This is a genomic window from Streptococcus sp. 4155 (assembly GCF_013276695.1).
GTDB lineage: Bacteria > Bacillota > Bacilli > Lactobacillales > Streptococcaceae > Streptococcus > Streptococcus pseudopneumoniae.
Window position 1 is genome coordinate 1 of record NZ_VMLM01000104.1, and the last position, 13124, is coordinate 13124.

Here is a 13124-nt window from a genome sequence, read left to right on the forward strand (position 1 = left end):
TGTTCACGTAAGTTCTTTTCCCACGTGAAGAGAGTTCTGACGCCGACATCAAAAACCTTGGCTGCCTCGACATGGCTGTTCCCCTCTTTGATGTAATCTAATGCTCTCTGTTTAAAATCTGTACTATATGCCATAGCTTTATTATAACATGCTTGTTTGAAACTAAGCAACTATATCACCAGTTTTAGATGGCTTTAACAGTGAAATTATCTCCTATTTGCCGAACTTAGTACAAATGAAAGCTATGCTAGAACAAGCCTTTACAGAGAACCATTACGAAAATACAATTCTCCATAGTGACCAAGGATGGCAATACCAACACGATTTCTATCGTCATTTTTTAAAGAATAAGGGAATCTAACCATCTATGTCACGTAAGGGTAACAGCCCAGACAATGGTATGATGGAGTCCTTCTTTGGGATTCTGAAATCGGAAATGTTTTACGGTTATGAGAAGTCGTTTCAATCGCTTAATCAATTGGAACAAGCTATTGTAGACTATATTGATTACTGCAACAATAAACGAATTAAGGTAAAACTAAAAGGACTTAGCCCTGTGCAATACAGAACTAAATCCTTTGCTTAAATTAATTGTCTAACTTTTTGGGGTCAGTACATCAGTACATACACATAAAGGCGTTTTTGTTTGGGAATTACGTGATCTTGATGATATAATATAGTGAAATAAAATAAAAATAGGACAAATCAATCAGGACAATCAAATCAATTTCTAGTAATATTTTAGAAATCCAGATGTACTATTCTAGTTTCAATCTACTATATTTTGGCCCCCTCAATTTAAGGAAGGGAGGTGTTACATATGCTAGAAACTTTACTCACAGTGTTTCTAGCTCTGTTACTTATTAACGTGTTATCTGAGCTTTTCAAGTTATGGCTTAAGAAACGTAAGAAGTAATGGTTAACCCTTTAAGAGGGTAGCAAAAAAAACCATCGGTGGCACGGTGGGGCTTTTTAGTTACATATGCTGTAACTTTACTCACATTGTAAGTTCATTCTAACACAACCCCTCCGATATTTCAAGCTTTTGTTTTGATATGTCCTCAGAGGTCATTTCGCAATCTTATAACACTGAAGCCTGTGGTTTGAGTCCGCTTTACTGAAATTAGCCCACGCTCTACTAGCCTCCATTCTACAGCAAAGAAATCAACTCTTTTCTAGGGGATTTCCGCCCTCATTTTGCTCTTTTGTGCTAAAATAGATTTATAAATTGAAAATAAGGAATGTTTATGAAATCAGGTAATGGTTTTTGCAAAGGCTGTCTCTATTTTTGGGGCTTCTTGTTCTTACTGGGCCTTTTGGTTCAATATGCTCTCCCACTTGCGGCTTGTGTCCTGCTAGGCTATGGTGGTTATCGTCTCTATAAACGTTGGCGCTATCCTCTTTTGCAGGATCGTTCTCTCGACGATTGGATTGAGCTTTTAAAAGCTCGTATTCGTCAGGCGGACAAGGATATTCAGCAATTGGAGGGAACTTTAGTAGAAAAAGGTTCAGATTCCTATAAGAGTCTGGCCAATCAAGTATTGATCGAACTGAGGGAAATCCATCAGGAGGCGGATTGTCTCAAGTCCTATATCGATGCTGATATCTACAACCGTATTGACAAAAAGGTTCGTACAGTAAGGGCAAACATCGATGTTCAGCTAGAACGTTTGGATAGAGAAAGTCAGGTAGAACTTGAAAATGCGGAGCCAGAGGAACTAGCTCCAGAATTGTCTCAGACCTTGGATAATATTGCCGTTGACCATCAGGCTATTTTAGACAAGATTGCCACCTCTGCCGAGGGGGATAAGGAAGAATTGACGGCCATTCATAGTTTGAAGATGGAGAAATTCAAAACGATTTTAGAAGGCTATTTAAAGATTAAGGCCAATCCTAAAAACTATAATCGAGCAGAAGAACGTTTACAGCAAGCTAAATCAGCTATCGAACAATTTGACCTTGAGCTGGACCAGGTGTTGAGAGAACTCAATGAAACAGATATGCGTGATTTTGATATTAGTTTGCGTATCCTAGAAAAAGATCGTAAAGAATAGGTTAGAAACAAAGGAGTAACCATGACAGAATTTAATTTTGATATTGACCAGATTGCCAATAATACGGTAGCTAAGGTGGATAAGACAACCCAAATCATCGAGACCAATACTGGCTCGGACAAGACCTTGACCTTCCTTGAGAAGCTGAGCCCTGAGCAACAAGAAGGGATTAAGGCGCACGTGCCCCAGTTGGTAGACCAGTTTGTCACCAATCAAAATGCTCTTTTGGATTTTGGCCAATCTGCTGTAGAAGGTGTGAACAATACGGTCAACCGTATCTTGTCAGAACAAAAGAAACTGCAGATTCCCCAAGTGGATGATCTTCTCAAGAATACCAACCGTGAGTTGCAAGGCTTTGTAGTCAAATACAAGAACGCTGAAATTGCTGAGTTAGAAGAAAAGCCAAACTTTTTGCAACGATTGTTTAACAAGAGCAAGAATACCCTACAGGAATTTTACTTTGACTCAAAAACAGTAGAGCAAAAGCTCGATGGCATGGCTGCCGCAGTGGTCAAGCAAGAAGATGTGCTAGCTCGAAATATCGTCTCTGCTGAGATGTTGATTGAGGACAATACCAAATCCATTGAAAATCTAGTGGGAGTGATTTCCTTTATCGAAGCCAGCCAGACAGAAGCTGGCAAGCGCGCTGCAGAACTGAAAGCTCAAGCTGACCAACTCGATACAAGTACGGTAGAATACCAAACCAAGTCACAAGAATTGGCCCGCATGGCTGAAGTGGTCAATACCCTTGAACAACAGCACACTGAGTATGTCAGCCGTCTCTATGTTGCCTGGGCAACAACACCTCAGATGCGCAATCTTGTGAAGGTGTCATCTGATATGCGCCAAAAATTGGGAATGCTTCGTCGTAATACGATTCCGACAATGAAACTTTCCATTGCCCAACTGGGTATTTTGCAACAATCCATGAAATCAGGTGTCGTGGCAGATGCCATTGTCAATGCCAATAATGCTGCCCTTCAGATGCTAGCTGAGACCAGCAAGGAAGTGATTCCGCAGATGGAAAGAATTGCCCAAAGCCCGACAGTCGCTGTTGAGTCTGTTACCAAATTGGCTGAAAGTCTGGTCGCTCAAAACCAAGGTATCGTCGCAGCTATTGAATTGGGACGCCAGAAACGTGCCCAACTAGAAACAACCATCGTCAAGTCCGCAGAAATGATCAACGATTCTGTCAAACTACGCGATGAGAAAATCGTCCAAGCCCTTCTCGACCAAGGCAAGGCTGCTCAGAAAGAAGTACAAGAATAATACACAAGGATGCTGGGAAAAACTCAATTTCAGGAGAAAATGAAGTAAATCTTTCTACAATAAAACACATAATATCAAGGTTGTATAATTCTTGATATTATGCGTTTTTTTGATTTCAAAGACTTTTTCTCCAGACTCTTGTGATTCTATATTTACCTTTTCTATTCTTTTTGCTTTTATGATAAGGCAGGTTATTTGAATTTTTTTTTAATTCATTAAGTACCGCTCTATTAGATTTTTTATCATCTTTTAATTCGAATTCTTTAGATTTATAAATCAAATAGTCTGAAAAATCTGGAAATAAGGCATTTGTTTCATAATTGTACTCTTTTAACTTTCGTAAAAGTTCTCTTTGAATTAATTCATAGTAGTCGCCAGAAATTCTTTCCTCTTGATTATTTTTATCAGAACCTGATTTGACAGACTTTCCTTCTAAAAATTTAATTACTCCGTCTAAATTTTTAGAAGATAGATCATCTTCTGGATTAGTATGATTAGAGCTTTGCTGATTTTTTAAAGACTTAATAGAGGCCTCTATATTAAATTTGATATTTAGAATAATTCTATCGATAGGTTTATAATTTTCTAATTCTATTTCATTTTTTTTAAAATTTATAAATTTAATAAGTTTATCAAAATTTATAAAAGCACCTTTTTGTGCCCGTATTCTCTTATTTGTAATTTTCTTATGAACTAAAGAAATTATTCCATTCTCACTATCATTGCTGGAGTCAATTTTATAGAACTCTAACTGAGGATTTTTTATTTTCCCAAAACCTAACATAAACAACATGGCTATGAATGGATTTTCGGAAATATCTAGTAGACTTGTTGGCAAACCATAATGTTGTAAGATAGCTAATTCATCAGCTCGGATATCTAACATTTCTTGATTTAAAGGGACATATTTAACTTCATCAGGAAATTCTCTAGAGATATTTAGATAAAGAGATTCAAAAGTGTTACAGTATTTATTTCCTTCACTATTTTGTAAATTTCTAAATATCCCTGGTACTGTTTCCCAATCCTCTCTTTGTCCCCTATAGTAATTATAGCCTTGTCTTTGAAACGATGTAATCATTTCTTTTATTAAGTAAAATAAACTCCATGAATTTTTTTCATCTTTATATCCTAATCCCGTACCTGCACTTAATAAATATTTATTGATATCATCGATTTCATCTTGCAATTTAGAGTTTTTATTTGTTGATGAGAGTTCTAGATTTTGAATTTTGTAAATTGGTGTTAAATCTTCCTGAGGTTGGTTTATTCCAATTATATTTATTACTATTTTAAAATCATTAAAGATTTTTGAATTCAGTTGATTTTTTATTTCTTCAGGGGATGAATAATAGGTCCCTAAATTTTCATAGAATTTATCCCTAAGTAACATAAAATTCTCCTTAAATGGACAATACACCCAAATTAATAAGTCTATATTTCATAGCCGGATTGGACACATTTAATTTTTCAGCAAGATAAGTAATAATAATTTCATCATTTAAAGTATCTAATTCCTCCCAGGTCATAGAATAATCTATTGCCATTCTATCGATTGCTTTTATGATTAACTTTTGCGGCATTAGTAGTTCTGCTGCAAACTGGTTAGCAGCTCTTTCTTTAGCATTCGCTACTGGTGTTTGTTCACGTTCAGAAATTCCTTCATGTTTTAACACAAAATGGCCTAATTCATGAGACTTAGTAAATCGTTGACGCTGTAGCGGTTCCAAAATATTAACATACATTTTTTTAGTGTCAGCATCATATTTTCCAGAATGCGAATCGAAGTATGTTTCTATAACCTCAATTCCTAATTCAGCAATAATTTTATCAATATCTATACTATATTCATCTGATTGAAGTTCAATGTCTGATATTACTTCTTTTTTATTGTCAAAATAAGACATAAAATCTGTTGAGTATAGTTCGCTATATTTATAGACTTTACACATTATAAATTCTCCTATTTATATTTTTTATTTTTATTAAAAAATTATGAATTATTCTAAGTTATCATGATACAAAAATAGTTTATATTACTATTCTAAACTAAAAAGATCTTTTAGTCTATAGATAGATTGAAAATTTAAGAAAGAAACTACCTTTACTCTGAAATAAGAGATAAAACCATGGGAAACCTTTTCACTACTAGTCTTTTATGATACAATAGAAGGAAGTAAAGGCGTTGTTTTTCGATCTTATCAACGCCTTGGATGAATGAAAAGGAAGAGTCCCTATGGTTTTCAGATTTAAGCAAATAACTAGCTTGTATATATATATATATATATAAACTCGCGTTTTCATACCCATTTTCAAAACCTACCAATGTTTTTGGTAGGCTTTTTGCGTTGTAGAAATGGGGTATGAACATGGCTTACACGTTATCAAAAGAATTAGAACAAGAACTCATCGTTTCAGCACCTGAGTTGCAGCCTAGTTATACTGCCATCGTAGAATACCTAGAAGCTATCAACCAGAAAGAAGCATCTGGAAGCAATTCTCAGGAACTCCAGAACCAGCTTGCTATTCAGCTGAGACGTTTAGAAGATTTGGTGCAGGGTTATATCCAAATAAAGAAGAACCCACATCACTACCTAGATGCAGATAAAGAATTGACGGAAGGCTATCAAGCCATTAAAGGGACAGAGCAAGATCTTCTCAAAAAATTGCAATATCTCAATCAAGCCGCCTTGCAGGATTTCCATATCAGCCAGAGACTCTCTCCCAAAGATGAGACTGCTATCCCTGTAGCAGGTAAAGCCAAAACCAAACAGGAATTGGCTATCGAGCGAGATTTGATCAACCAGTTGACAAAGGGAGAAAGTCAATGGGTGTATCGACCTGAGTTAAATACAGAAGACCTCCTATGGGGAAACTTTTTTGCCAAGCTGGAAGCCAATAATGTCCGCATTTTGCAAGACCATCCCCTTACAAATTTAGAGAAAAATCAAATTAAAAACCAGCTCAATTTCGTCAACTTCTACGAAGCAGCCAAGTGGATAGCAGGGGAAAATGGCATTGCCAAGGTGCAGGTTCAACGTGAAGATGCTAGTTTAGGCACCATTCGCTTGGAAGTCTTGTGGAGAAACAATGTCGCTGGTGGCAAATCCAGCTATGAGGTTGTCAATCAAGTCATCACAGGCGGAGAAGGGATTCGCCAGCGTCGTGGGGATGTGACTTTGCTGATCAATGGTCTGCCTATGATTCAGATTGAACTAAAAAGCCGTTCTCATCCTTACATGGATGCCTTCCGTCAGATTAAAAAATACGACCAAGAAGGACAGTTCAGAGGCATTTTTTCAAGTCTTCAGATGTTTGTCGTCTCTAATGTCACAGACACCCGCTACATCGCAGCTGCCAAAGCCAACAAGCTAAATGAGCGCTTCTTGACCAAGTGGGTGGATAGTGAAAATAGACCTCAACCTCAACTATTTGACTTTGCAGAGTCTGTCTTGTCGATACCGAGAGCCCACGAGATGGTCATGCAGTATTCTGTCATTGATGATGACAAGAAGGCCTTGATTTTATTACGCCCCTATCAGGTACATGCCATTGAGGCTATCCGTGAAGCCAGTCGCAAGCGCCAGTCGGGCTATATTTGGCATACGACTGGTTCAGGAAAAACCCTGACTTCCTATAAGGTTTCGCGCAATCTGCTCCAGATACCATCCATTGAGAAGACAATCTTTGTGATTGATAGGACAGACCTTGATCAGCAGACGACCAGTTCTTTTCAGTCTTACGCAGAGAACGATATGATTGATATCGACGAGACCGATGATACACAGGAATTGGTTAAAAATCTAGCTTCTGATGACCGCCGTGTCGTTGTGACGACCATCCAGAAAATCAATGCTATGATTCGTCAGTTTGATGAAGGCCGTCACCAAAAGGTCTACAATCGTATCAAACAACTCAAACTAGGCTTTGTTGTTGATGAATGCCATCGCGCAGTGACTCCTGAACGCCAGCGCCACCTAGAGCACTTCTTTACAAATTCTCTCTGGTATGGGTTTACAGGAACTCCTATCTTTACAGAAAATAAACGTGAACAAAAAGGAGACCTTGCTCAGACGACCGAAGAGCAGTACGGTGACTGCCTCCACCAATATACCGTCAAAGAAGCCATCCATGACAAGGCGGTTCTTGGTTTTAATGTGGAGTATCAGACGACCATGCCTGGTTGGGCAGAAGATGAGATTGACGAGGAGCGTTATGATGACGAAGGACATATGCTTGCCGTTTTAGATGCTATTCTCAATCGCTCAAGACGCAAACTCGGTTTCCAAAATGGGGTAGGAAAAACCTATGAAGCCATTTTGACTGTCAAAAGCATTGTCCGTGCGCAGGCCTATTATAACCTGATTAAGCAAGTCAAAAATGGAGAGAAGTCTCTAAGCATTTCGGAAAATGTTAAAAAGGTTTTGCCAGACTTCCCTAAGGTTGCCATTACTTACTCTGTGACAGAAAATGAAGCAAACTCCTATGTCAACCAAGCCTATATGGAGGAGAGTTTAGAAGACTACAATGCCATGTTTGGTACCCATTTTAGCCTAGCAACCATTGCATCCTACAATAGTGACCTCAACGACCGTCTGGCCCGTAAGAAAGAACGCTTTGCCTTCCGTGAGGAACAGTTGGACTTGGTTATCGTTGTGGACCGCTTGTTGACAGGCTTTGATGCCCCTTGCCTATCGACCCTATTCATGGACCGTCAGCCCATGAAACCCCAGCACATCATTCAGGCCTTTTCACGAACCAATCGCCTCTTTGATGAAGGCAAGAAATTCGGCCAAATCGTTACTTTCCAAACGCCTGACCGTTTTAAAGAAAAGGTGGATGAAGCTCTGAGCCTCTACTCAAATGGTGGCGAAAGCAGTGTTTTAGCCCCAGAATGGCAGGAGGAGAAGGCCAAGTTTCTGGAGAAGGTTCATCAACTATTAGCCATCGCTCCAAGTCCAGAGCAGGTGCCGGATTTGGATACAGCGACAGATGCAGAATTAAAACGCTTTGCCAAGGCCTTCCAAGAATTTGACAAGCTCCTATCCTCTATACAAGTCTATTCTGACTATGATGAGAAAGTCATCCTCAGAGAGATTGGACTTAGCCTAGAAGACATCGAGAACTTTGCCGGCCAATATCAAAATGTCATCGAAGAACTCCGCAGACGCAGAAAAGAAGACCAAGAAGAGGAAGGTGTGCTGCTGGATATCGAGTATGAGCTCGAATCCATCCGCACCGACGAGATAAACTATCACTATATCCTCTCTCTCATCCAAGCCTTGATCGAAAATCGGGAAAACCTTATCGGTAAAAAGGAAAAGGGTCTGGTAGATAACTATATCGAAGATTTGAACAAATCCAATCCCAAGTTATCCAGCCTCATCTCCAAACTCTGGCAGAATGTCCAAGCAGATGCTAAGAGCTATCAGGGGCAGTCTGTGACCCATAAGTTGGATGAGATGATTGAGCTAACAACCCAGAAAAAGATTCGTGAAACGGCAGATTATTGGCAGATAGGAGAGGATGAACTCCAGTTCGTAGTGGACAACTACCGCATCGGACGAGACAAGCAAAATGGTGAAAAAGCCATTACGGAATCTCAGGACTATCTGGCCTATAAGGAAGCCCACGGAGACAAGGCACTACCAAAACTCAAATACAAAAAAGCCCTCAAAGAGGACTATATGCGCATGATTTCAGAGGATATCTTATCGCTAAGGGGGAGATAGGTTTATACTCTTCGAAAATCTCTTCAAACCACGTCAACGTCGTCTTGCCGTATATATGTGACTGACTTCGTCAGTNNAGTGTTTTGAGCAGCCTGCAGCTAGTTTCCTAGTTTGCTCTTTGATTTTCATTGAGTATTAAAAATAGTCAGAAAGATAATGTTGGGAAGGTTTTCGACCAATTAGGGTCAAAATTCCCCTCTCTTCAAGATGCAAGAAAGCATCCTTGATCTTTTTCTTAGAGTAATGATGGTTGGACTGATTGGCCAGTTGGATGATGCTTCTATCTTCTATGCCATCTCTCTTATCATCGACAAAGAGCTTGGACTGAGCGAGGAGAAACAAGATGTATTTCTCAACTTCCTCCAGCCCTTCTGTTTGCTCTATCTTAACTTTATAGCGATGCAGTTGCTCTTGTTTTTCAAGGAGGGTTTGGATAATATTTTCCTGCCCTTCCTTGATAAAAGTCAATAAAGTTTCAACGAAGAAAGTAGCATCGGCACGGTTGAGATGATCGCCAGTATTCCTAAAAGCCTTATAATAGTCTTGCTTATGGTGATTGATTTGTTGGGACAAAACCAGACCTGAGAATTTATCGAGCTTTCTAGACAAGTACTTGGCGAGGATGTAGCGTCCTGTCCGACCGTTCCCATCGTAGAATGGATGAATATTTTCAAAAAAATAGTGTCCAGCACAAGCCTTGATAAGGTTTGGGATAGAATGGTCGTTGATAAAACGAATCCACTCTGTCAGCATAACCTGAATCTGTTCCTCCTTTTGAGGTGGGATATAGATGACTTTGCCAGTCTTGTCGTCTTGGATAAAGACCGATTTCTGTCTAAAAAACTCTCCATCGAGTTCATCCTCTGGCGATATTTCTCCCTGTGTTAATTGGTCATAAATCCCTCTGATATCTTCAAGAGATTGGATTTGGAGAAATTCATCCTTCAAGATTTGTTGGTACATTCGCAAGGTGGAAAGATGTTTGATTTGTTCGGTCTTATAGGGGTCTTCCTCTAGGAGTTTCTCCACATCGACCAACTCTTTACGAGTTGTATGGATACCCTCAATCTCATTTGTGGAAATAATCGATTGGTAGAGCTGTTCTTTATAAAACTGATCGTGGGCAATCTTAGGGAGGGTATCAGCTATTTCACTAATTCGTTGAGACTGCTGTGAGATAGTTTCCATTAGTTGGGAAATCCCAAGATGCAGGGTAACAAATAGAGGGTATTGGCTTGTTTTGACAGTATCGCGTTGCATTAAATGAGGATAAAGAGATGTCCTAATGGAGCTGTATCCCTGTAAGCGTAGTTGATACTCTTCCTCATATCGGTCACGATGACTGTAGTAGATTTTTCTAAGTTCTCTATAGTTCATATGTAGTCATCCTCGCATTTCAACGTTTTTTAACATTATATCACAAAATCAGCCTATCTATTGTTTCAAAATAGGTAAAATTGAATAATAGAATAGCATAGTTGCCTATCTAAAGTGCAAAAATAGCCAAAATTGAACAATAGAAATGACAGATAGACATTCTAAAGTGCAAAAATAGGTAAAATTGAAGAATAGAAATCAAAAAAGAAAACCTAAAGTGTAGAAATAAGAAAATTGAGTAATAGAAAGGAGGGGATATAGTGGAAAAATTATTTATTATCGGAAATGGTTTTGATATAGCACATGATTTAAGGACGAATTATCTATATTTCAAGAAGTTCGTTTATCAGCAGGCTTATGGGAAAGATGAACTGTTAGAGTCGTTGCAAAGTGAAAATGCCATAAAATTATATCTAAATAGAATTGATAAAGAAATATTGCTAGAAGAAATTGATGATGATACCATACCTGAAATGGAAATGGCACCAGATGGAGGAGATCTATATCCAGATGATGTAATTTTGTATAAGTTACTGTATCAGCTAATGAGTCAAATTACGGAAACTGAGAAATTTTGGTCTGATTTTGAAGAGAAATTAGCAGATTTTAATGAAGTGTCTATTGTTAATACAGATTGTATATATAACGCTAGAGATTTGGATGGCAGTATAATGGCTAGTAATGCTAATGAAATAGGAGAAATTCTAGCTAAATATGTATTATATTCTTTAAATAAATTATTTAAATTGTGGATAGAAGAAACATATTTTGAATGGACTGATAGAATTCTTAGAAATGGTGAAAATTCGTGTTATAAATTGTTAAAAGCTACAGTTTTGAAAAACTCTGATGCAACATTTCTAAATTTCAATTATACAAAAACGTTAGAGGATTTATATAGAATCCCTGAAGAGCAAGTTTTTCATTTACATGGAGTTATTGGTGGGGAAAAATTTATTTTTGGACATGGTTTTGATGATGAAGTAAGTGATTTCAATCCTCTAGATGTAGGAGCATATATGGAAGAAGTTGTTAATAAGTTAAAGAAACCAGTTGATAGTATATTAACTAATAATATACAGTTTTTCAAAAGTTTAAGCTCTATCAAAGAAATCTACTTCATTGGTTTTGGTATTCGGGATGAGGATGGAGTGGATGCTCCGTACTTTAAAGAAATTTTTAAACAGACACCGGATGTGAGCATTTATGTAGACCAGTTCGATAAGCAGAATGAATATACTATTAAGAAAACACTTAAGGCATGGGGGGCTCGTAAAGCTTATCAATTGCAATTTATAGATACAAATAAAGATGAAATAGTTGGAGGAGTAATATGACAAAAAAACCAAGTTATCGCTTTACGGGGTATACTGAAGTTTGGGAAGAGAAGAAGTTGGGAAATCTTGGGTCAGTTGAAATGTGTAGGAGGATTTTCAAAGAGGAAACTTCTGCGGAGTTTGAAATTCCTTTTTTCAAAATTGGTACTTTTGGAGGGGAAGCTGATACTTATATAACTAGAGAAAAATTTGAAGAATATAAAACAAAATTTGCTTATCCTCAAAGAGGAGATTTACTGTTATCTGCTTCAGGAAGTATTGGCCGCGTTGTTGAGTACGATGGAGATGAAGCTTACTACCAAGATTCAAATATTGTTTGGTTGAATCACCATGGTAAAATTAACAACAAGTTTCTTAAAGCTTTTTATAAGATTGTATCTTGGTCAGGAATTGAAGGAACTACAATAAAAAGATTATACAATAAGAATATTTTAGAGACAGATATTTCCCTCCCCTCCCTCTCCGAGCAAACTGCTATTGGTTCTTTCTTCCAAGATATTGACCAGCTCATTAACCTTCAACAGCGTAAGTTAGAGGTGCTCAAAGAGCAGAAGAAAACCTACCTCAAACTCCTCTTCCCAGCCAAAGGACAAATCAAACCAGCCCTTCGCTTCGCAGGATTTGAAGATGACTGGAAGGAAGTGAAGTTGGGGGAAGTGTTAACTGAAAGAAATATTCAGATGGTTCCATCTGACCAAGTTCCGTTAGTTTCATTTACTGTTGAGAATGGAGTAACTCCAAAGACGGAAAGATATAATAGAGAATTTCTAGTAAGAGAAGAGTCAAAAAAATATAAATATACTAGATACAATGATATTGTTTATAATCCAGCAAATTTGAAATTTGGTGCTATAGCTAGAAATAAATATGGTGAAGCTGTATTTTCACCAATTTATGTAACTTTTGAAGTTAATTATTCCAATATTCTTCCTGAATTTATAGAAGGAATTCTAACTTCAAAAGACTTTATTCAACAAGCGTTAAAATTCCAAGAAGGTACTGTTTATGAAAGAATGGCAGTTAAAGCAGATGATTTTACAAGATTAGCAATTACAGTACCTTCCCTCCCTGAACAAGAAGCTATCGGTTCTTTCTTCCAAGACCTAGACAAGGCCATTGCCAAGCAAGAGGAAAGAGTCAACCAGCTCAAAGAAAGCAAACAAACCCTACTCAGAAAAATGTTTATCTAAGAGACAAAGACCGTAAAAAGCCCAGTAAAAATAGGAAACTGGCGCAGTCTTCGATGAAGACCAGACAGTTTATCTTTTTTACCTAGCTTTTAGGTCGTGTTCAATTCATAATACTCTTCGAAAATCAAATTCAAACCACGTCAGCTTCACCTTGCCGTACTCAAG

9 protein-coding genes and 1 pseudogene are annotated in these 13124 nt (G+C 37.8%); 6 read left to right on the forward strand and 4 right to left on the reverse strand.

Going from position 1 to position 13124, the window contains the following annotated elements:
* A partial coding sequence (locus HT715_RS10695; protein WP_214648876.1) for an IS630 transposase-related protein occupies positions 1–134 on the reverse strand: 134 nt, incomplete at its 3' end.
* A gap of 38 nt (positions 135–172) precedes the next feature.
* Between HT715_RS10695 and HT715_RS10700 the strand changes: the two are divergent.
* The 3 genes and pseudogenes from HT715_RS10700 to HT715_RS10710 form a co-directional block, all read left to right on the forward strand.
* Positions 173–586 (forward strand): annotated as a pseudogene (locus tag HT715_RS10700) (IS3 family transposase); the annotation flags it as partial.
* A gap of 661 nt (positions 587–1247) precedes the next feature.
* Positions 1248–2054: a hypothetical protein gene (locus HT715_RS10705; protein WP_000834988.1), complete on the forward strand. Its 807-nt coding sequence runs from the start codon at positions 1248–1250 to the stop codon at positions 2052–2054.
* 21 nt (positions 2055–2075) lie between these two features.
* Entirely contained in the window at positions 2076–3323 is a 1248-nt protein-coding gene (locus HT715_RS10710; RefSeq protein ID WP_000134328.1) for a toxic anion resistance protein, read from the forward strand.
* Positions 3324–3438: 115 nt separating this feature from the next.
* On the opposite strand, the gene HT715_RS10715 is transcribed toward HT715_RS10710, so the two are convergent.
* The gene (locus HT715_RS10715; RefSeq protein WP_023935422.1) at positions 3439–4716 is read right to left on the reverse strand and encodes an FRG domain-containing protein; all 1278 of its coding nucleotides are present in this window, start codon (positions 4714–4716) and stop codon (positions 3439–3441) included.
* Positions 4717–4726: 10 nt separating this feature from the next.
* Positions 4727–5275 (reverse strand): ImmA/IrrE family metallo-endopeptidase, encoded by a 549-nt coding sequence (locus HT715_RS10720; RefSeq protein ID WP_000335401.1) that lies wholly within the window; start codon positions 5273–5275, stop codon positions 4727–4729.
* A 411-nt stretch (positions 5276–5686) separates the two neighbouring features.
* Here HT715_RS10720 and HT715_RS10725 point away from each other — a divergent pair, with 411 nt between their 5' ends.
* The gene (locus tag HT715_RS10725; RefSeq protein ID WP_240149863.1) at positions 5687–9055 is read left to right on the forward strand and encodes a type I restriction endonuclease subunit R; all 3369 of its coding nucleotides are present in this window, start codon (positions 5687–5689) and stop codon (positions 9053–9055) included.
* A gap of 135 nt (positions 9056–9190) precedes the next feature.
* On the opposite strand, the gene HT715_RS10730 is transcribed toward HT715_RS10725, so the two are convergent.
* On the reverse strand, positions 9191–10432 hold the full coding sequence (locus HT715_RS10730) for a Fic family protein (RefSeq protein WP_001109411.1): 1242 nt from the start codon (positions 10430–10432) through the stop codon (positions 9191–9193).
* Positions 10433–10692: 260 nt separating this feature from the next.
* On the opposite strand from HT715_RS10730, the gene HT715_RS10735 reads away from it, so the two are divergent.
* A complete protein-coding gene (locus tag HT715_RS10735) occupies positions 10693–11769 on the forward strand; it encodes an AbiH family protein (RefSeq protein ID WP_000413036.1) in 1077 nt (358 codons plus the stop codon).
* Positions 11766–12959 (forward strand): restriction endonuclease subunit S, encoded by a 1194-nt coding sequence (locus HT715_RS11655; protein ID WP_191994244.1) that lies wholly within the window; start codon positions 11766–11768, stop codon positions 12957–12959. The genes HT715_RS10735 and HT715_RS11655 overlap by 4 nt, the downstream gene beginning before the upstream one ends.
* Positions 12960–13124: the final 165 nt, after the last annotated feature.